At 73.7% G+C, this 21146-nt stretch carries 13 protein-coding genes; 5 read left to right on the forward strand and 8 right to left on the reverse strand.

The annotated features are described in order from the left end of the window. Together BM314_RS23960 and BM314_RS23965 are read left to right on the forward strand one after the other, a co-directional pair. Nucleotides 1-2754 (forward strand): non-ribosomal peptide synthetase (locus BM314_RS23960; RefSeq protein ID WP_139237876.1); only part of this gene is annotated, 2754 nt, incomplete at its 5' end. Next, a complete protein-coding gene (locus BM314_RS23965) occupies nucleotides 2751-6869 on the forward strand; it encodes a non-ribosomal peptide synthetase (protein WP_091980707.1) in 4119 nt (1372 codons plus the stop codon). The genes BM314_RS23960 and BM314_RS23965, both read left to right, overlap by 4 nt. A 284-nt stretch (nucleotides 6870-7153) precedes the next feature. Here the strand turns inward: BM314_RS23965 and BM314_RS23970 are convergent, their stop codons facing one another. From BM314_RS23970 to BM314_RS23990, 5 genes are all read right to left on the reverse strand, one after another. Continuing rightward, complete coding sequence (locus BM314_RS23970; RefSeq protein WP_091980710.1) at nucleotides 7154-9190, reverse strand: TonB-dependent siderophore receptor; 2037 nt, start codon at nucleotides 9188-9190, stop codon at nucleotides 7154-7156. A gap of 562 nt (nucleotides 9191-9752) precedes the next feature. After that, the gene (locus BM314_RS23975; RefSeq protein ID WP_091980712.1) at nucleotides 9753-10040 is read right to left on the reverse strand and encodes a hypothetical protein; all 288 of its coding nucleotides are present in this window, start codon (nucleotides 10038-10040) and stop codon (nucleotides 9753-9755) included. A 98-nt stretch (nucleotides 10041-10138) separates the two neighbouring features. Beyond that, on the reverse strand, nucleotides 10139-10483 hold the full coding sequence (locus BM314_RS23980) for an AtuA-related protein (protein ID WP_091980715.1): 345 nt from the start codon (nucleotides 10481-10483) through the stop codon (nucleotides 10139-10141). Between the two features lie 18 nt (nucleotides 10484-10501). Continuing rightward, nucleotides 10502-11839 carry an acyclic terpene utilization AtuA family protein gene (locus BM314_RS23985; protein WP_091980716.1) on the reverse strand — a complete coding sequence of 446 codons (1338 nt, stop codon included), beginning with the start codon at nucleotides 11837-11839 and terminating at the stop codon, nucleotides 10502-10504. A 37-nt stretch (nucleotides 11840-11876) separates the two neighbouring features. Beyond that, a complete protein-coding gene (locus BM314_RS23990) occupies nucleotides 11877-13202 on the reverse strand; it encodes a CitMHS family transporter (protein WP_091980719.1) in 1326 nt (441 codons plus the stop codon). 116 nt (nucleotides 13203-13318) lie between these two features. Here BM314_RS23990 and BM314_RS23995 point away from each other — a divergent pair, with 116 nt between their 5' ends. Beyond that, on the forward strand, nucleotides 13319-14245 hold the full coding sequence (locus tag BM314_RS23995) for a LysR family transcriptional regulator (RefSeq protein WP_091980721.1): 927 nt from the start codon (nucleotides 13319-13321) through the stop codon (nucleotides 14243-14245). A 29-nt stretch (nucleotides 14246-14274) separates the two neighbouring features. Here the strand turns inward: BM314_RS23995 and BM314_RS24000 are convergent, their stop codons facing one another. Beyond that, nucleotides 14275-16095 carry an amidohydrolase gene (locus BM314_RS24000; RefSeq protein WP_170868167.1) on the reverse strand — a complete coding sequence of 607 codons (1821 nt, stop codon included), beginning with the start codon at nucleotides 16093-16095 and terminating at the stop codon, nucleotides 14275-14277. 324 nt (nucleotides 16096-16419) lie between these two features. On the opposite strand from BM314_RS24000, the gene BM314_RS24005 reads away from it, so the two are divergent. Further along, complete coding sequence (locus BM314_RS24005; RefSeq protein ID WP_020094328.1) at nucleotides 16420-16692, forward strand: hypothetical protein; 273 nt, start codon at nucleotides 16420-16422, stop codon at nucleotides 16690-16692. A gap of 221 nt (nucleotides 16693-16913) precedes the next feature. On the opposite strand, the gene BM314_RS24010 is transcribed toward BM314_RS24005, so the two are convergent. Both BM314_RS24010 and BM314_RS24015 read right to left on the reverse strand, forming a co-directional pair. Continuing rightward, nucleotides 16914-18605, reverse strand: coding sequence for a methyl-accepting chemotaxis protein (locus BM314_RS24010; protein ID WP_091980723.1), 1692 nt, complete (start codon nucleotides 18603-18605; stop codon nucleotides 16914-16916). 322 nt (nucleotides 18606-18927) lie between these two features. Next, on the reverse strand, nucleotides 18928-19899 hold the full coding sequence (locus BM314_RS24015) for a bifunctional helix-turn-helix transcriptional regulator/GNAT family N-acetyltransferase (RefSeq protein ID WP_091927673.1): 972 nt from the start codon (nucleotides 19897-19899) through the stop codon (nucleotides 18928-18930). A 226-nt stretch (nucleotides 19900-20125) separates the two neighbouring features. Between BM314_RS24015 and BM314_RS24020 the strand changes: the two genes are divergently transcribed. Further along, nucleotides 20126-21061: a helix-turn-helix domain-containing protein gene (locus tag BM314_RS24020; RefSeq protein WP_091980726.1), complete on the forward strand. Its 936-nt coding sequence runs from the start codon at nucleotides 20126-20128 to the stop codon at nucleotides 21059-21061. Nucleotides 21062-21146 lie beyond the last annotated feature (85 nt).

Genomic DNA, 21146 nt, shown 5'->3' on the forward strand with positions numbered 1-21146 from the left:
CTCGCCGGCCTCGACGCCCCCACCCGCCTCGCCGACACCTTCGACCCGCCCGGCACGCCCGGCGCCCGCGACGGACAGCGCCCGCCCGGCCACGGTGAGGTCCGGCACCGGGTGCCGCCGGCCGCCACCGGGCGGCTGCTCGCCCGGGCCCGGGCCGCGCACCTCACCCTCAACACCTGCGTCCAGGCCGCCTGGGCCCGGCTCGTGGCCGCCCGCACCGGGCAGGCGCGCGTCGCCTTCGGCACGACCGTGGCCGGGCGCCCGGCCGACCTGCCCGGGGCCGAAACCGTGCTCGGGCTGTTCATCAACACCCTGCCGGTGGTCGTCGACCTCGACCCGGCCCGGCCGCTCGGCGCGTGGCTGGCGGGCGTGCAGGAGGCCGGTCTCGGCCTGCGCGAGCACGGCCACCTGCCCCTGGCCGCCATCCAGCGCCTCGCCGGCGCCGCGGGCACGGGCACGGGCACGGGCACAGGGACGGGCGGCCTGTTCGACAGCCTCGTGGTGTTCGAGAACTACCCCGTCGACGCCGCCCTCGCCGCCGCGCGCCACGGCCGGGACGGGGACGGGGACGCTGCCGACCCGCACGCCTTGCGCCTCGGCCCGGCCATCGTCGCCGAGACCACGCACTACCCCGTCACCCTGGTGGTCCACCCGGAGACCGGTCCCGACGGGACGCGGCTGGCCCTGCGCCTGAGCTACGCCGCCGATCGCCTCGCGCCCGCGGATGCCGAGGCGCTGCTCGCCGCCTTCGTGGCCCAGCTCGCCGCCCTGGCGGAGGCCGACCCGGCAACCCCGCTCGGGGCGCTGCCGCCGCCGCTGCCCGACAGCGACCGGGCGGTGATCGGCTCGGCGAACGCGACCGCCCGGGCCTACCCGGACGGCGCCGGCGACGTCCTCGCCGCCTTCGCAGACCATCTCGCGCAAGACCCGGACGCGGTCGCGGTGACCGACGGGCAGGGCGCGCTCACCCGCCGCGCCCTCGACAGCGCGGCCTCCGCGCTGGCCCGCCGCCTCGCCCGCGCCGGGGCCGGTCCCGACACTCTGGTCGGCGTCGGGCTGGAGCGGTCCTGCGCGCTGCTCGTCGCCTGGCTCGCCGTTCTCAAGACGGGGGCCGCGATCCTGCCCCTCAACCCCGAGCTGCCGCGCCCGCGCCTCGTCGCGACCGCCCGAGAGGCGGCCCTGCGCCTCCTCGTCACCGAGTCCGGGCTGGCCGCGCGGATGCCCGGGCCGGCGGAGCTTCCGGACCTGCAGATCCTCACCCCGGATCTGGCAGAGGCGGCGGACGATCCCGCCCTGCCGGCCGCGGCGCCGCACCCGGACGCCCTGGCCTACCTCATCTACACGTCCGGCTCGACCGGCACGCCCAAGGGCTGCGCCAACACCCGCGCCGCCATCGCCAACCGCCTCGCCTGGATGCGGGCCCATTTCGCGGTCGGCCCCGCCGACGTGATCCTGCACAAGACCCCGGTCTCCTTCGACGTCGCCGTCTGGGAGATCCTCCTGCCCCTCGTCAGCGGCGCACGCCTCGTCATGGCGCCGCCGCAGGCCCACCGCGATCCGGACGCGCTGGCCGCCCTGATCCGGCGGGACGCGGTGACGATCGTGCACTTCGTGCCCGCCCTGCTGGAGGCGTTCCTGGCGTCCGGCCGGCTCGCCGCCTGCTCGAGCCTGTCCCGCATCGTGTGCAGCGGCGAGGCGCTCGCCCCCGACCTCGCGGCCGCCGTCCGCGCCCAGAGCCGGGCCGACCTGGCGAACCTCTACGGGCCGACGGAGGCGGCCATCGACGTCAGCGCCTGGACCTGCGGGCCCGAGCCGGATGCCCCGCGCGTGCCGATCGGGCACCCGATCGCCAACACGCAGCTCCACGTCCTCGACGACGCGCTGCACCCGGTGCCGGTGGGGGTGGTGGGCGAGCTCTACATCGGCGGCACCGGCCTCGCCCGCGGCTATCTCGGACGCCCCGGCCTGACCGCCGAGCGCTTCGTGCCCGACCCGTTCGGAAGGCCCGGCGCGCGCCTCTACCGCACCGGAGACCGCGCCGCACGCCGCCCCGACGGCGCCCTCGACTACCGCGGACGCGCCGACGAGCAGGTCAAGATCCGCGGACAGCGCGTCGAGCCCGGCGAGGTCGCCGCCGCCCTGCGCGCGCAGCCCGGCATCGCCCAGGCCGCCGTCCTCACCCGCCGCAAACCCGACGGCCCCGCGCGGCTCGTGGCCTACGCGGTGCCCGCGCTAGGCGCGCACCCCGACCCGCAGGAGCTGCGCCGCGCCCTGGCCCGCGACCTGCCCGAGGCCCTGGTGCCGACCGCGATCGTCCTGCTCGGCGCCCTGCCGCTCTCGACGAGCGGCAAGCTCGACGCCCGCGCCCTGCCCAAGCCCGACGCGGACGCGCCCGCCCCGGACGCCGACCCGCCGCGCACGGCGACCGAGCGGCGCCTCGCCGATCTCTGGGCCGCGGTGCTCGGCCTGCCCGGGCCCGACGCCGTCGCCCGCTCCGACACCTTCTTCGAGCGCGGCGGCGATTCCATCCTCGTCATGAAGCTCGTCGCCGCCGTCCAGGAGAGCCTGGGACCGCGCCTGCCGCTGCGCGCGGTCTTCGATCACCCGACGCTGGCGGATCTGGCCGCCCGGATCGACGCGGACGGCAGCACCGGCAGCACCGGCAGCACCGGCCGGTCCGGGGCGGCCGACCTCACCGACATGGAGAGCTGGCTCGACGCGCTCGAGTCGGAGGCAGGAGCGACGCGGACATGACCCTCCAGGCCACGCAGATCGCGCGACGCTTCGCCCGGCTCGCGCCGGAGCAGCGCCGGGTCTTCCTCGCCAAGCTCGCCGAGAACGGGATCGACTTCGCCACCCTGCCGATCGTCCCGGCGGACGGCGACAGGACGGCGCTGCCGCTCTCGGCGGCGCAGCGCGGCCTGTGGCTGACCTGGCAACGCGAGCCCCTGAGCCCAGCCTACAACCTGACCGGCCTCGTCGAGATCGCCGGGACCCTCGATCCGGCGCTGCTCCAGGCCGCCGTCGACGACCTCGTCCGGCGCCACGAGCCGCTGCGCACCACCTTCGGGCTGGATCCGCGGGGCGAGCCGTGCCAGCGCGTCCATCCGGCCGCCCCGGTCCCGATCCGGGTCCGCGAGGGGCTCGACGCCGCCGGCAGCGACGCCCTCGCGGAGGCCCTGGCCCGCACGCCGTTCGATCTGGAGGCGGGCCCCCTGCTCCGCGTCGAGCTGCACCGCCTCGGGGACGGCACCGACCGGATCCTGCTCGGCCTGCACCACATCGCCGCCGACGGGCAGTCGATCCCCCTGCTGCTGCGCGACCTCGACGCCCTGTACGCGGCCCGGTCGCGGGAGGCGGGGGCCGACGGCCTGCCGCCGCTGCCCGTGCAGTACGCGGATTACGCCCTCTGGCAGCACGGCCGGCTCGAGGCCGGGGAGGCCGAGCGCCAGGCCGCGTACTGGCGCTCGGAACTGGGCGCGTCCCCGGCCGAGACGCCGCTGCCCCTCGACCGGCCCCGCCGCGCGGAGCGCGCCGCTTCGGGCGGGATCCACGCGTTCCGGATCCCGCCCGAAGTGAGCGAGGCCCTGCGGAGCCTCGCCCGCCGCGAGGGCGCGACGCCGTTCATGGCCGCCCTCGCGGGGTTCGCCCTGACGCTGGCCCGCTACGGCGACGGCGCGGACGTGCGCGTCGGCCTGCCGCTCGCCGACCGCGCGCGGCCCGAGACGCGCGGCATGGTCGGCCACCTGACGGGCATCGGGGTCCTGCGAGCCCGCGTCGACCCGCGCGACGGGTTCCGCGCCCATCTCCGGCAGGTCCGCGATCGGCTGCTGGCCGCCCAGGCGCACGCCGATCTGCCGTTCGACCGGATCGTCGCGGCGTCGGCGACGGAGCGCCGGCCCGGACTCCACCCGCTGTTCCAGGTCAAGGTCACCGAGCAGGCCGCGCCCCCGCCCGACGCCCGGTTCGCCGGACGGCCGATGCGGCTGCGCGGCCTCGACGGGGGCGACGTCCACTTCGACCTCAGCCTCGATCTCGTCGATTCCGCCGAGGGCCTGTGCGGCCGCTTGGCCTTCGCCCGCGACCTGTTCGACCCCGAGACCGTCGCGGGCCTGGCCGAGGCCTTCGCGACGCTGCTCGCCGCGGCCGTCGCCGAACCCGACCGCCCGCTCTACACGCTGGCGAGCCCCGCCCCGGCCGCGGCGACGGACCCGGCCGCGCTCGACGGGGTCGCGCTCGACGTGGTCGCGGCCTGGCGCGCCCGCGCGGCCGAGGCACCGGAGGCGCCCGCCCTGCGGCAGGGCCGGCGCTCCCACAGCCGGGCCGAGCTGGATGCCGCCTCGGACCGCCTCGCCGCGCGGCTGGCCGCGGACGGAGCGGGGCCGGAGACGCGGGTCGCCCTCCATCTCGGCCGCGGCCCCGAATGGGTGCTCGGCCTCCTGGCGATCCTCAAGACCGGCGCCGCCTACGTGCCGATCGATCCCGGCCTCCCGGCCGCCCGCCGGGCCGACCTCGTGGCCGAGTGCGGGGCCTGCCTCGTCCTGGGCGAGCCGGTTCCGGGCGACCGGCCCGACCGGCCGGTGATCGCGGCGCGCTTCGACCCGGCCGAGGACGCGGCGGCCCCGCCCTTCGCGGCCGCGCCGCCGCATCCCGACGCGGCGGCCTACATCCTCTACACGTCGGGTTCCACGGGCCGGCCCAAGGGGGTCGTCGTGACCCGCGGCGGCCTCGCGCAGTACGTGGCCGGGATGCTCGCGCGCGTCGGCCTGCCCGTCGGCGGCCGCGTCGCGATGGCCTCGACCGTGGCGGCCGACCTGGGCAACACCGTGCTGTTCGGCGCGCTGGCCGGCGGCTCGGAACTCGACCTCCTCGACCACGAGACCGCCCTCGACCCCGACCGCTTCGCCGCGGCGGTCGGGGGGGACGCGGCCGGGGGCCGGAGGATCGACGCCCTGAAGATCGCGCCGAGCCACCTCGGCGCCCTGCTCCAGGCGGCCGACCCCGCCGCCGCGCTGCCCGAACGGCTCCTCATCCTCGGCGGCGAGGCGCTGCGCTGGCCCCTTGTTGACCGGATCGCCGCGCTGAAGCCCGGCTGCCGGGTGGTCAACCATTACGGGCCGACCGAGGCGACGGTCGGCGCGCTGTGCCAGGAGGTCCGCGCGGGGGCGGAACACCGGGGCGGTGCGCTCGGCCCGGAGGACGGGGCCGGACGCTGGGCCGGCGGCGCGCCTATCGGGACGCCGCTCCCGGGCGTCCGCGCGCGCGTGCTCGACGGATTCCTCGCACCGGTGCCGCCGGGCGCGACGGGGGAGCTCTACCTCGGCGGGCCGCAGGTCGCGCGGGGCTATCTCGACCGGCCGGGCCTCACCGCCGAGCGGTTCGTCCCGGACCCGCATGCCGGCCCCGGGGCGCGCCTCTATCGGACCGGCGACCGCGTCCGGCTTCTCCGCGACGGCAGCCTCGCCTTCGTGGGCCGGGCCGACGACCAGGTGAAGATCCGGGGCCACCGGGTCGAGCCCGGCGAGGCGGCCGCGGCCCTGCGCGACCTTCCGGGAATCCGCGACGCCGCCGTCATCGCGCTCGCCGAACCGGAGGCCGACGGGGCGGACGGCCCGCGCCTCGCCGGCTACGTCGTGGCCGACCCGGACCTCGACCTCGCCGCGGTCGGCGCCCGGCTCGCCGAGCGCCTGCCGCCGGCCCTCGTGCCGACGAGCCTGACCCGGCTCGACGCGCTGCCCCTGACCCCCAACGGCAAGCTCGACCGGCGCGCCCTGGCGTCGCTGGAGGCGGCGCGCGGGACGGACGGGAAGGATCCGCCCCGGGACGGGACGGAACGGGCACTCGCCGCCCTCTGGGCCGACCTCCTCGGCCTGGATCCGTCCGCGATCGGCCGCCACGACGCCTTCGCCGACCTCGGCGGCGACTCGATCCTGAGCCTGAAGATGCTCGCGCGCATCCGCCGGCAGGGCGTCGCGGGGGGCAAGACCCTCACCCTCGCCCAGATCCTCGGCGCGAAGAGCCTCGCCGACCTCGCCGAACGCGTCGCGCCGGCGGCTCCGCGCGGGCCGGAGATCGTCCATCTCCGCCGCGAGGGCGGACGGATTCCGCTTTTCTGCGTCCCCGGCCTGATCGCCAACGCCACCGAGTTCGCCGCGCTGGCCGCGCGGCTCGGCCCGGAGCGGCCGGTCCACGGCTTCGTCAGCCACGTCTACACGGAGGCGCGCTGGCAGGGGTACGACGTGCCCGCGCTGAGCGGCGCCTACGCGGACTGCATCGCCGCGCACGCGCCGGGCGGCCGGTGCGCGCTGGTCGGCTGGTCGTCCGGCGGCGACCTCGCCTACGAGACCGCGCGCCGTCTCGACGGGCGCGTGCGCGTCGACTTCCTGGGCCTCGTGGACGTGTTCGAGTCGGTGCCCTTCGCGGCGCCGCGGGCTCTGGACGCGGACGCGCGGGCGCTGGCCGCGCGGCGGCGCGCGGACTGGCTGGAGGGCTCGCGGATGGCCGAGCAGTGGCGCGGGCTGATCGCCCGCATGGACGCGGACGAGCGGGAGGCGCTCGACGCCTACCTCATCGACAACCCGGAGCTGCCCGCGGACGGGCCCGACCTGACGGCGCGCGAGTTCGAGCTGTGGGCTCTCCTGGACAAGCGCGTACGGGCCAAGCGCCACGCCTTCGCGCCGCTGGCGCAGCCCGTGCACGTCTTCCAGGCCGCGGATTCGCTGACGCGACCGGAGCGCCTGCGCGACTGGAGCGCGCTGGCGCCGGTCGCGGAGCTGAGGATCATTCCCGGCGCGCGGCACCTGGACATCCTCCGGAGCACCGCGTTCCAGGACGCGTTCGCCGAGGCCCTCGACGCGGCCGAAGCCTGATCCGGGCGCGGACCCTTCCGCGAGGGCCCGCGTCAATCCCGACAGGACGGCGCGGACCTCTTCTCCCGCGCGCGGGACGAGGGGCCGCGACGGCGGGGACCCGGAGCGCGCGGCGCTCTCGGTCTGCGGCGGGCGCAGGGGTGCGTCGGATCAGGGACCGCGCGCCGATCCGGCCGGGGCCGACGCTGGCGGGGTCACGGCGGCCGTCCGACGCGGATGCCAGGGCGCGGTCCCGCCGCGTCCGGACCCGCCGCCCCGCGTGGGGGCGACCGCCAGCGAGAGGCTCACCACCGGTATGTGAGGGTCCCGAACACGTTGCGCGGCTCGCTGTACCGGCAGCCATTTACCGTGACGCAGGTGACGTAGGAATGGTCGAGGACGTTGCGGGCGTTGATCTGGGCGCGCCATCCCTTGAGGCTCGGGTCGGCGACGCCGAAATCGTAGAGCGCCACGAGGTCGAACAGGGTCGCCGCGCGCGAGTCGAAGGTCGCGCCCGAGATGTTCGAGCTGCCGACGTAGCGCACGCCGCCGCCGAGCCGCAGGCCCGGGATCCCGAACAGGCCCATGTCGTAGGTGCCGAACACGCCGGCTTGGTTGTAGGGCACGAGGTCGAGGCGCTGGTTGAAGTTCGCCGCGACCGTGGTCCGCGTCTGCCGGGCATCGGTGTACGAGTAGGAGGCGACCGCCTCCAGCGGGCCGAAATTCGTCCGCGCCTCGGCCTCGAAGCCCTGCGAGCGGACCTGCCCGGCCTGCGTGCTGAAGACCGGGTTGACCGGGTCCGCCACCAGCGCGTTCGTCTGGTTGATCCGGTAGAACGCGGCGCTGAGCAGGGTGTCGGCGCCCGGGACCTCCCAGCGCAGTCCGCCCTCGTACTGCTCGCCGAGCGACGGCTGGAAGGGATTGCCGTTCCGGTCGGTGACCGCGAAGGTCTGGAAGGACTGGCTGTAGGAGACGTAGGGCGCCAGCCCGTAATCGCCGAGATAGAGCAGGCCGAGCCGCCCGCTGAAGGCGCTGTCGTTCTGATCGAGCTGCGCGCCGGTGCGGTAGGTGAGGACCTGCGTGCGCGCGAAGTCCTGGCGGCCGCCGGCCAGGAAGACGAAGCGGTCGAACCTGACCTGATCCTGGACGTAGATACCGACTTGGTCGAGCAGGCTCTTCGAGCCGGTGTTGATCGCGTAATTGATCCGCGGGTAGGTCAGGCCGTAGACCGGGGCGTAGACGTTCAGATTGCCGACGGTGCCGTTGGTGTAGCGCTCCGAGTTCAGGAAGCTGCGGTAGTAGTCGATGCCGGTCAGGAGCGTGTGCGCGGTCGGGCCGATGACGAACTTCGTCTCGAGCGAGGTGTCCGACGCCACGCCCGTCGCGTTCTCATTGCGCATGCTGACGCCGCGCGTCGCGACCTGCCGGTTCGCCAGCAGGGATGTCGGGGTCAGGTAGTCCCAGTCGACCCCCGACTGGTAGTAGCGCAGGGCGTGGCGCAGCCGGACCGAGTCCGAGAAGGCGTGGTCGATCTGGTAGCCGATCGCGCCCGACCGGGAATCGTACCGGTCGAAGGCGGGCTCGCCGTAGAACCGGTCGATGGCGAAGCGGGGGAACCGGCCGTTGGGCAGCAGCGTGCCGACCGCCGAGAGCGGCGGCTGGAAGCGCGTGTGGATCTCCTGATAGTAGCCGAGCAGCGTGACGGAGGTCGCCGTCGACGGCCGCCACGTGATCGCGGGCGCGATGTAGCGCTTGTCGTCGGGCGTGTACGCGAGATAGCTGTCGCTGTTCCGGATCAGCCCGGTCAGCCGGTAGGACCACGCGCCGTCGTCGGTGAGCGGTCCGGTGAAATCGCCCGACACTTCCTTGCGATTGTACTGGCCGAAGCTGACGTTCATCTCGTTGAACGGCGTCTGGAACGGATGCTTGCTGACGGCGTTGACGATGCCGCCGGGCGAGAGCTGGCCGTACAGGATCGACGCCGCGCCCTTGAGGACCTCCAGGCGCTCCAGCCCGTACGGCTCCTGCGTCCCGTCATAGACGCCCGATTGCAGCTTCAGGCCGTCGCGCAGCAGCCCCGAGTTGCCCGCCTCGACGGTGAAGCCGCGGATCGTGAAGCCGTCGGAGACCTTGGCGAAGCCGCCCACGGCCTGGCTGCTCAGGCCGGGCGTGTAGGCCAGGGCCTCGGCCAGCGTCGAGGCCCCCTCGTCGCGAATCTGGCGGGCCCCCACGACGTTGATCGTCTGCGGCGTCTCGATGATCGGCGTGTCCGTCTTCGTGCCGGACGCGCTCGCCTTGGCGACGTAACCGTTGACCGGCCCGGTCGCCGTGTTGGGCGACAATCCTCCCTGTCCGACAACCTGGATCTCGTCGAGGGTGACAGCAGACTGCCCGCCGCTCACCGGCTGCGCGGCCAATTCGTCGGCGGGCAGCGAGATACCGACGGCCGCCGACAGCAGGAGCGACCCCCAATACGGGAGGCGCTTCTGTGGTCGATCGGACGGAGCGGGAGCGAAATCGACGCACATGCAGGCAACTCTTGGGCGCTGCAGCCGCCGCGGTCGGATTCGGCTGCGAGACCTCCATCTGCGCGGCCGCCGCACAGGAACGCAATAGGTCAAGCCCGCCTGTGAGCCTATAACGGCAGTTCAGTTGCAGATCAGAGACAAAATCAACATGTAATAATTCTAATTTGCCAGATTTCCCCGGACCGCTCCGTCGGGACGAGTCGCGTGAGATCGGCGGAAAAGAGTTGCGCGCAACCGCTCTACTGCGATGTGCTAGTCCTCGCAGGACAAGCCGTCAGGGATGGCGGGATCGACGTGATCTGTGATGCGGGCGCGGGGACCCGTCGAACGACGCCCGGCTCGGGGCCCGGATCGAGGCCCGGCTGGGCGCCCGCTCTCAGACGGCCCAGTCCGCCGCCAGCGCGGCGGCCGCGTACCGGGCGCGCGCCGCGGCGTCGCGCGGGAGCCCGGCGCGCTCGCACCACGCCGCGAAGATCTCCGGCTCGACCGGCACGCGCACGACCTCGACGCCGCTGCGCTGCACCTCCCGTTCCATCTGCTCCGTGGCGACGCGCCAGGTCTCGTAGTCGGGGGGCAGCTTGGCGCCGTCCGCGAGGCTGGTGCGCAGGGATGGGTACTGCTCCGGGGTGTACCAGGGCAGTCCGACGCGGCGGGGGCGGTCCATCTGGGCTCTTCGAACGGTCACGCTGAACGACCGTCAACGGTCATGGGCGGCCTCTGGTTCGAACCCGCATCGCGATCATGCCGCGGCGGCCTCGCCCCTCACCGTCTCGGGCTTCCGCGTGCGGCTCGGCCGGCGCCGAGGTCCGGGATGTCCAGATCGAGGAGCGCGGCGCCGAGGCTCTTGCCGTGCGCGTCGAGGGCCAGGGAGCGGGTGACGCCGCCGCCGAGCGCGCCCGTGAGCACGAAGTTCAGCGCCCCGAGCTTCGGCAGCGCGTAGCGGGTCACGTCGCCGGTCACGATCCCGCGGAAATGCGCCCGCACCCGCTCGGCCGTGACGTGCGCCGCGAGGTGCTCGTAATCGGCCGCGTCGTAGGCGATCAGCGCGATGTTCGACGTGTTACCCTTGTCGCCCGTGCGGGCATGGGCGAGCGCGCGCAGCTTCATCCTCGGGTCTCCCGGCTCTCAGGCTTCGACGACGTGCACGCGCGGCCGGGCGAGGGCGGCCGGGACGAGGACCGACTGCACCGCCACCACCTCGCGGGCCGATTTCCAGGCGCCGCCGCCGCCGGCCGGGCCGTTGGTGTAGAGCGTCTCGACCTCGTTGCCGATCCGCACGGCCTCGGCGTGGGTCTCGGTCCGCCCGGCGACCCGCAGGCGGACCTCGTAGGGCTCCCGCCCGCCCGACAGCGCCGCGCCGTGGAGCGCGTCGACGCCGATCAGGTCGCAGCGCAGCTCGGTCGTCGCCACGCCGGTGAGGGCGAGGCGCTCGCGCACCACCGACAGGGCGAGCCGGCCGCGGGCCAGGGCGCCGGGCCCGGCGTAGGAGATCTGCCCCTCGCCGATATAGGAATCCACGTACCCGACCGAGACCTTCAGGAGGCCCGTCGCCGGCGCGCCCGTCGCGCCGCGCACCCGGACGCGGTCGGGGCCGACCTGCTCCATCTCGACCTCGGAGAAGTCGCCGACCACATCCGGCTGGATGTAGCGCGCCGGGTCGTGCACCTCGTAGAGCAGCTGCTCCTTGCAGGTGGCGAGGCTGATCCGGCCGCCCGAACCCGCGACCTTCGTGATCTCGACCGTGCCGTCCTCGGCCACGATCCCGATGGGGAAGCCGAGGCGCGCGAGGTCCGGTACGTCCTTGCAGCCCGGATCGGCGAAGTAGCCGCCGGTGATCTGGCCGGCGCATTCGAGGAGGTGGCCCGCGAGGGTGCCGCGGCCCAGGCGCTCCCAGTCGTTCATTGCCCAGCCGAAGGCGTGCACCAGGGGGGCCAGGAACAGGGCCGGGTCGCCGACGCGGCCGGTGATGACCACGTCGGCGCCGTCCGCGAGGGCGGCCACGATCGGCGCCGCGCCGAGATAGGCGTTCGCCGAGACGACGCGGTTGCCGAGGCCGGCGACCGGCTCGCTGCTCTCCTCCAGGACGAAGTCGCCCGCCCGCACCGCGTCGAGCAGGTCGTCGCCGGTCACCGCGGCGATCCGCAGGCCGGCGAGGCCCAGCTCCCGCGCGAGCGCCCCGGCCTTCCGGGCGGCGGCGACCGGGTTGGCCGCGCCCATGTTGGTGACGATGCGGATGCCGCGGGCCCGGCACGGCCCGAGCACGGCCCGCAGGCGCGCCTCCAGCAGCGGATCGTAGCCGCCCTCGGGGTCGCGCAGCTTCGCCTGCTGCGCCAGCGCGATGGTGCGCTCGGCGAGGCACTCGAACACGAGGTAGTCGAGGTCGCCGCGCTCGGCGAGTTCGACGGCGGGCTCGATGCGGTCCCCGGCATAGCCGGCGCCGGCGCCGAGGCGGACGGTTCTCATGGCGCGCTCTCCGCTGTCTGAGGGAGTCAAAGGGGAATCAGAGGGGGAAGACGCCGAAGACGACGCAGGCGAGGGTCATCACCACCGAGGCCGCCAGCAGGAACGGGAAGGTGAATCTCTGGTGGTCGGCGAGGTCGATCCCGGTCAGGCCGCAGACCAGGAAGGTCGCGGGCGTCAGCGGGCTGACGGGGAAGCCCGTCGTCATCTGGCCGAGCAGCGCCCCCTGGGCGACCTGCACCGGCGGGACGCCGAGCTGGTGGGCCACCTCCGCCACCACCGGCAGGACGCCGAAGTAGAACGAGTCCGGGTCGAACAGCATCGACAGGGGCATCGACACGAGGCCGAGCCCGAACGGGATGTGGCGCCCCATCTCGGGAGGCACGAAGGTGACCGCCGTCTGGGCCATGGCCCTGAGCATGCCGGTGCCCTGCATGATCCCGGTGAACACGCCGGCGGCGAGGAGGATCGAGGCCATCAGGATCGCGGCCCTGGCGTGCGCGTCGACGCGCTGCCGCTGGGCGTCGACCTGCGGGTAGTTGATGACCAGCGCGAGCGCCGTGCCGAGCATGAACATCAGCGCCGGCGGCACCTTCTCGGCCAGGAACACCATCGTCCCGAGGACCGCGGCCGTGAGGACGATGTTGATCCAGAAGCGGTCGGGCCGGCGCAGGGCCCGCTCCGCGTCGCTGAGGGTCCGGGCGGTCGTGGCCGGGCCGGGCGCGGACCCCGCGGACCCCGTCGTCCCGGGGACGAGGGCCAGACGGCGCTCCTCCCGCAGGCCGAGCCAGTACGAGGCGGCGAAGATGAAGACGAGGCCGACCGCCTGTACCGGCACGAGGGGCGAGAAGATCTCGGGGATCGGCAGCTTGAGGGCCGCGGAGGCGCGGATCATCGGCCCGGTCCAGGGCAGGAAATTCACCCCCGCCGCCATCGAGGCGGCGCAGGCCAGGACGCGCCGGTCGATGCCGACGCGGTCGTAGAGCGGCAGCATCGCCGGGATGGTGATCAGGAACGTCACCGCGCCCGACCCGTCGAGGTGGATCAGCAGCGCCAGCAGGGTGGTGCCGGGCACGATCCGGGTGGGGCGGGTGCCGACCCGGGCGAGGATCCGGTCGATGATCGGGTCGAGCATCCCGGCATCGCTGACGATGCCGAAGAACAGGATCGCGAACACGAACATGCCGACGACGCCCGCGAGGCTCTGCAGGCCGGCGAGGACGAACTTGCCGGTATCGAACCCGAACCCGCCGATCAGGGCGGCCGCGACCGGGATGACGATCAGCGCCACGAGGGGCGACATCCGCTTGGTCAGGATGACGGCGAGCAGCAGCGCGATCGTGCACAGGCCGAGCAGGGCCAGCATCCGTTCCTCCCGTTGGCGCCGGCGCGGTTCGGACCCGCGCCTGTATCGGGTCAGGAAACGGCGGACGGCTTCATGATACAATTGAAAAGATCGGATCGCAGCGATAGCCTGAGATTATGGATCTCAGCCTGCGGCAAGTCCGGGCCTTCGTGTCCGTCGTCCAGGTCGGCAGCTTCACCCGCGCGGCCGCCCTGCTGAACCTGTCGCAGCCCGCCCTGACGGTTCAGATCCAGCGCCTGGAGGAGATGCTCGACGCACGGCTCCTCGACCGGACCAGCCGCACCGTCGCGCCGACGCGGCTCGGCCGCGAGCTGCTGCCCGTGTTCGAGCGGGTGCTGCGCGACCTCGACGCCGTGGTGGTCGACACCCGCGACCTCGCGGCACGGCGCCACGGGGTCGTGCGCGTCGCGACGCTGCCGTCCTTCGCGGCGAGCGTGCTGTCCGACGCGATCGTCCGCTTCCGCGCCGAGCACCCCGCCGTGACGTTTCGGATCAAGGACGTCATCGCGCAGCGGGTGCTCGACCTCGTGCGCGAGGAGGAGGCGGATCTCGGCATCGTCGGCGGCGACGTCCGCGATCCGGAGATCGGCGTCCTGCACCGGACGCGCGACGCCCTGCACGTGATCTATCCCGCCGATCACCCGATCGGCGCGCTGCCCCGGGTCACGATCGCGGCGCTCGCCGAGCACCCGCTGATCCTGATGGACCCGGCCACGAGCGTGCGGGCGGTGGTCGACCGCGCCTTCGTCGGCTCGGGCCGCCTGCCCCGCGTGGCCTGCGAGGCCACCTACATGATGACCGCTGTCAGCATGGTCCGGGCCGGCCTCGGCCTGACGATCCTCCCGGGCGCGGCGCGGGAGATCCGGGCCGAGCCCCTGCTCCGTTCGCGGCCGATCGACGACCCGCTGTTCGAGCGTCCGGTCTGCCTGATCAAGAAGGCCGGGCGGACGATGCCGCCTGCGGCCGAGGCGTTCTGCCGGTTGGTGGCGGACCGGCTCGCGGATCCGGGCGGGACGGCCGCCGGCGCCGCGCCGGGCCCCTGACCGGTCGGCCTGATCGTCCGGCCGGATCCTCAGGCCCGGTGCCGCACGACGCCGTCCATCATGGTCAGGGCGACCTTGGTCCGGTGGATCTCGTGCGGATCGATCGTCAGGATGTTGCGGTCGAGGACGATCAGATCGGCGCGCTTGCCCACCTCCACCGACCCGATCCTGTCGTCCATGCGGAGCTGGTAGGCGGCGCCCATCGTGTTGGCGTGGATCGCCTCCGCGACGGTCAAGCGTTCGTCGGCGGGGCTCAGCACGGGCGCGTCCGGCCGGCCGACCAGCTGCCGCGTCACGCCGACCTGGATCGACGTGAGGGGCTCGTAGGTCGAGACGTAGCCGGCCGCCGGCCAGTCCGTGCCGAAGGAGACCCGCCCGCCCTGCTTCAGGATCGTCCTGGTCCGGTACATCCGGCTGGCGCGGTGCGCGCCGTAGCGCGCCATCATGTTCTGCAGCGTGTCGGGATCGGCCGACGACCAGTTGGCCGAGAACTGCGCGGTCACGCCGAGCCGGGCGAAGCGGGGCGCGTCGCTGTCCTCGACATAGACCAAGTGGGCGATGGCGTGCCGCCGGTCGCGGGCCGGGTTGTTCGCCACGGCCTTCTCGATCGCGTCGAGGGCGACGCGGGCGGTCCGCTCGCCGCAGGCGTGGACGTGGACGTCGAAGCCCGCCGCGTCGACCGCGCCGACGAGGTCGTGCCACTGCGCCTCGGTGAAGGGCGACCCTCCGGTCGAGTCGGGCAGGTCGGCGTAGGGCTCGATCAGCCACGCCGTGTAGCCGCCCTGCGAGCCGTCGCCGACGATCTTCACGATGTCGACGTGCACGAGCTCGCCGGAGACCTGCCGACGCACGGCGTTGAACTGCTCGACCGTGTCGTCGATCGGCAGCGACTTCACCGAGTAGGAGGCGGAGACGCGGAACGGCAGCGTGCCGCGCTTCTCGGCCTCCACGTAGAGCGCGATGATGGCGGCCTGATCGCTGCCGACGGGCGGGACGCCCGCGTCGAAGACCGTGGTGATGCCGGCGGCCGCGGCCTTGGGCAGCCAGCCCTCCAGCAGGCTGCCCATGGCGGCGACGCTGATGGGTTCCACGGCGTTGACCAGCCCGAGGACCGCGTTGACCTCGAGCACGTAGCCCGTGGGGTCGCCCTTCTGGTCGCGCGCGTAGTAGCTGAAGCGCGGGATCGGGTCGGGCGTGTCCCGGTCGACGCCGGCCATCGCCAGCGCCTTGGAATTGGCCCACAGGCTGTGCCCGTCGATGGCGAAGAAGAAGGCCGGCCGGTCCGGCAGGATGGCGTCGAGTTCGGCCCGGTTGGGGCCCTCTGGGGGAAACATGTCGACGCGCCACCCGAAGCCGCGGATCGGCCCGGTCGGATGCGCCTTCGCGTAGGCCTCGATGGCCGCGAGGACCTGGGCGAGGTTGTCGCGCTGCAGGTCGACACCGGACGTCAGGAAGGCGCCGAGGAACGGGTGGGTGTGCCCCTCGACGAAGCCGGGCATCAGCAGCCGGCCCTGGAGATCCACCACCTGCGTGGCCGGTCCGGCCAGCGCCAGCGCGCCGGCCGCGTCACCGACATGGACGATGGTGTTGCCGCGCACCGCGACCGCCTCGGCCCAGGGGGCCGGCCCCGCCACCGTGTAGACGGGGCCGTTGTGGAACACGACGTCGGCGGGCCCCGCCGCGGCCGCGCGGCCGCTCCCCGGTTCGGCGCGGGCGCCCGTCGGGACGAGGTCCAGCGCGAGCGCCGTCGCGGTGATGGCCGCGCCCGACCGCAGCACCGCGCGCCGATTGACGGCGCGCCCGCCCCCGAAGGCCTGGAAATGGGGTGCCCAGTCACACGCGACGCACATGCGAGGCTCCCTGTTCCCGGATCCGCTCTCGACGGGACCCGATTCCGCTCTTGTAAATACTTAGCTAATATTTATTAGCGATCGACTAAGATCTGACTGGATAGATTTCGCCCGATGATCGCGCGATCGGATCGGATCGGACCGACCGGGCCGGCAGCCGAACCGGTCCGCCAAGCGATCGCTCTGAGCGCAGTCGGGACTCTATCGGCCAGTCGGATTACGGTGGATAGTGGAGCCATCCGGCTCACGACTGGACGAAGGCGGTTTCGGGAGGCGACGGATACTGCCAAGCTGTTTCACGCGCGCTCGACGACGGGAGGTACGATGACCCGAACCCTCTTCCGCTCCGCGGGCCTGGCCCTGCTGAGCCTGGCCGTCCCGGCCACCCTCGCGGCCCAGGGCCTGGCGCCCGACCAGACCGGCACGGGTGGCGGCCCGGCCACGACGATCACGGCGCCGAACACCAACAGCCTCGGCGTGACCAAACCCCCCGGCACGTCCCTCGGCCCAGGCGAGGTGCCGCCGCGCGCCGTGCAGGAGCACGAGCGCGCCCGGCTCAACAAGATCGAGCGCAGCATCTGCGACGGCTGCAACTGAGCGCGGGCGGGGCGGCCCGATCCCCGGGCCGACCGGCGCGCCGAGGCCCCACGCGGGCGGCGGTCCCGGTCGTTGTGCACCGTTCCGGAAGACAGATCCGGGAGACAGACGCTCCGGCGGGGCAGCCGCGCCATGCACCCTCTGCCGTGCGGGAGAGGGGCCCGCACCGCGGACGGCACGGGCTCGGCGATCGCCCCGTCGCGCCTCGATCGGGCGCAGCTCTAGGCGGCCCGGACCTCGTCCAGGAAGCTGCGGACGGCCCGGCTGAGCCCGTCGGACCGGACCGCGAGGGTGCGCGCGGCGTCGAGAACCTGCGTCGCGGCCGATCCGGTCTCGCCGGCCCCCTCGCGCACCGATCCGATATGGCCCGTGACCTGCCGGGTCCCGTGCGCGGCCGCCTGGACGTTCCGCGCGATCTCGCGCGTGGCCGCGCCCTGCTCCTCGATCGCCGAGGCGATGTGGGTGGCGATGCCCGACATGTCGTCGATCGTGCGGCTCACGCCCTGGACCGCCTCCACCGCGCCCCGCGTGGCGGACTGGATCGCGCCGATCCGGGCGGAGATCTCCTGGGTCGCCCGGGCCGTCTGCTCGGCCAGCGTCTTGACCTCGGCGGCCACCACCGCGAAGCCGCGGCCGGCCTCGCCGGCGCGCGCCGCCTCGATGGTGGCGTTGAGGGCGAGGAGGTTGGTCTGGCTCGCCACGCCCGAGATCAGGCCGGCGGCCGCGCCGATCCGGTCGGCGCTGTCGGACAGCTCCCGGATGATGGTGCCGGTCTCCTGCGCGCGGGCGATGGCCGAGGCGGCGATCTCCACCGAATGGGTCACCTGCCCGCTGATCTCCTGCACGGAGGCCGCCATCTCCTCGGTCGCGCTCGCGACCTGCTGGACGTTACCGGAGGTCTGCTCGGCGGCGACCGAGACGCTCGCCGCGAGGGTGTTGGTCTGCGCGGCGATCTCGGTCATCGAGGCGGCGGTCGCCTCCATCTCGGTGGCGGCGGCGGTCAGCTCGTCCGTGAGCGCCCCGGCCTCCCGCTCGAAACCGCGGGTGATGCGGTCGAGCAGCTCGGCGCGGCGCATCTTGGCGGCGTCGGCCTCGGCCTGGAGGGCGGCCAGCCGCCGCGCCTCGATCCCCGAATCCTTGAAGACCTGCACGGCGTCGGCGATCTGGCCGATCTCGTTCCGCTCGCCCTGGTGCGGGATCGCGACCGCGAGGTCCCCGGCCGCCAGCCGCCGCATCGGTTCCAGCACGGCGCGGACACTGGCGGCGATGCTCCGCACGATCAGCGCGCCGAGCGCGGTCGCGAGCACGAGGGCGATGGCGCCGATCGCCAGCATGAGCCGCTTCGCGCCGGAGGCGGCGGCCGCTCCCTGGGCGATCGCCGTCTCGCCGCTGGCGTTGTTGAGCGCCACGATCTCCTCGAGCGCCTGGGAGGCCGCCTTGATGTGGGGGCGGACGCCGACCAAGCTCTCGCGCAGCGCCAGATCCTTGCGGCCCGTCCGCGAGTATTCCAGCACGGCAGGGATCGCCGCGAGGTAGCTCTTCCATTCTCGGTCGAACACGTCGAAGAGCGCGCGCTCCTTCGGACCGTCGATCAGCGGCGCGTAGTTGCGCATCGCGGCGGCCACCGCCTCCGTCTTCTTCGACAGGGCCGCCTCCTCGGCCCGCATGTGGGCGGCCTCGGGATAGAGGATGTGGTTCACGACGCTGACGCGCACGTCGATCACGTTGCCGCGCAGCTCGCCGGCGTAGCGCACGCTGGGCAGGGTGCCGTTGCCGAGGCGGACCTGGTCCTCGGCGAGATCGCCGACGGCGTGCAGGCCCACGCCGCCGACGAGGAGCAGACAGACGATGAGCAGCGCGAGTGCTCCGACCAGCCGGTGCTGGATCGAGAGTTTCGCGAACCAAGCTTTCATTGTCCGAGCGCAGCTCCAGAGCGAGACCGCCAAGATGGAAGCGCGACGATAAGATTCCGTTACGGGATCTGTTGCTGATGCTCTCACAAACAGATCGGCCAAATCAATTTTCAGTTGAACTCTTCGCGCCCATCATTTTGTCTGTCCGCGCATCGTCACTGCTGAACGAGATCTGACGCAGAGCGTGCAGCTGTCCTCCGCGGATGGGAGCGGCTCGCTGCGGCGCCGCGCGGGCCCGCGCACGGCCGGGATCCGCGCTTCGTCGCCGCGCCGGGCGGCACGACCGGGAACGGGTCGCCCTCGGCGCGTCGGGCGCGCGGCGTCACAGGGGATAGCGCATGGCCACGTTGCAGCGGGCATAGCGCCGGCCGAACCGGTCCATGATCTCCGGGTCGTGCCGGAACCCGACCTTCTCGTACAGGTGCACGGCGGCCGCGCACTTGGTGTTGGTCAGCAGGTAGAGCGTCTCGATCTCCATGGCCGCGGCGCGGGCCAGCACCGCCCGCAGCAGGTGCTCGCCGGCCTTGCGGCCCCGGGCCCGCGCGGACACGGCCATCTTGGTCAGCTCGTAGCAGCCCGCCTCCGTCCGCATCAGCGCGCAGGTGCCGACGATCCCGAGATCCGCCGACTCAACGAACAGGATGAGCCCGCCGCGGTCCAGGATCTCGCCGCGGGGATCGGACAGGATCCGGCGGTCGTTCTCCTCCAGCGCGAACATCGCCTCGATCCACTCGGCGTTGATGTCGCGGAAGCGGTCCGCCAGCGCGTCCGTGTAGTCCCGGATCGTCAGGCCCGTCGCGGCGTCGCCGGCCGCGCCGTCCTGGCGGATGCGGGCCGCGAACGGGACGGCGTCGAGCCTGCGCTCCAGGGCGGCGACTTGGTCCAGCAGGGGGCCCGACAGGCCGGCACACAGGCTCGCGACGGCCCTGTCGACGCGCGGCCAGAGCGCGTCCTTGGCGCGCGCCATCAGGGCCTTGCCCGCACCGCTGAGCGACAGCGCCTTCTGGCGAAGGTCCGCGTCCGACCGCGCCTCTTCGAGCAAGCCGAGCGCGACGAGGCTCGCCGCCGTGCGCGTGGCCGCCGGCTGGCTGACGCCGAGGGCGGCGGCGGCGTCGCCGATGGTCAGCGGTCCGTAGCGGTCGATGGCGGCGAGGAGCGGGAACTGGGCCGGCTGGATGCCGAGCCCCTCGTCCCGCAGGATCCGGGCGGCGTCGGCCTGGAAGCGGTCGGCGAGGCGCTTGAGGCGGCTGCCCAGGAACAGCGGCCCGAGTTCGTCGAGGATGTCTGCCGGCATGTCGGTTCTCCCGACATCAATTATATAACGCGTTATGTTTCTCGCAAGCCCTGGTGGCCCGAAGGTCGTCCCATCGCGGCACTGCCGCGATGGGACGATGGTCCCGGGGTACAGACCGTCGCCCCGCGGGAGCGGGTCGCGTCAGATCGTAGATTGTGTCCCGTGCGCACTGGTCGCTCGCGCAACGTAAGGTAAAATCACTCAACCCTCGCTCATCGGTCCCGCCGTGAACGTCGTACCCCGTTCCCTCTTCACGACGGATGCCCTGCCAGAGCGCGACCGCTTCGCCGCGTGGCGCGCGCTGTTCGCAGCCCACGACCTCGATGCCGATCCGCACGGCTTCTCGGGCCGGATCGAGACGACGCTGATCGGCCCGATGGCCCTGCGCGTCATGAGCGCCGCACCGCAGGGGCCGGCCCGGTCCCGCTCCCGGATCCGGCGCGACGGTCAGGACGGGTTCGTCCTGCACCTCAGCCGGCACGCCTACAGCGTCGAGACCGAACGGGGCGTGGCGGAGGTTCCGGCGGGCGCGGTCAGCCTCAACGACCTGTCGCAGCCGTACCGCCGCAGCCGGGTGCCGGAGACGGACTCGCTGATCCTGGCCGTCCCGCGCGCCTCCATCGCCACCGTGCTGCCGGACGAGGACGCGATGCACGGGCTGATCCTGACCGGCGGCGCGGGCCGCCTGCTCGCCGACCATATCCGGAGCCTGGCCGCGCATAGCGGCGCGATCACCGCGACCGACGCAGCCCCGATCGCGCAGGCCACGCTCCACATGGTCGCGGCCTGCGCGCGCCCGAGCCTGGAGGGAGCGGCCCGCGCGGCCGCGCCGCTCGAGGCCGCCCGGCTCAGGGCCGCGAAGCGGCTCATCCGCGGCCAGCTCGACACGCCGCCCCGGATCGACGCGATCGCGCGGGCGCTCGGCATATCGCGCTCCCAGCTCTACCGCCTGTTCGAGCCGGAAGGTGGGGTGGCGCGTTACCGCGCGCGGCAGCGCCTCGCGGCCGTGCGGGCCGCCCTCGACAATCCGCTGGAGCCGCGGTCGATCGGCGCGATCGGGGAGGCCTACGGCTTCGGGAGCGGCGCCCAGCTCAGTCGCGCGTTCCGGGAGACCTACGGCCTGACCCCGCGCGACTACCGGGTCTCGCGCAGCGGTGGCTGACGCGACCGAAACGCCGGGACGAAGTCCGTCGCGGCGTGGGTCTGCCGCGAGGGGGTCGGGACCCGCGTGTCGTCGTGGCGCCGGC

The sequence above is a fragment of the Methylobacterium sp. 13MFTsu3.1M2 genome, from assembly GCF_900112625.1.
Classification (GTDB): Bacteria; Pseudomonadota; Alphaproteobacteria; order Rhizobiales; family Beijerinckiaceae; genus Methylobacterium.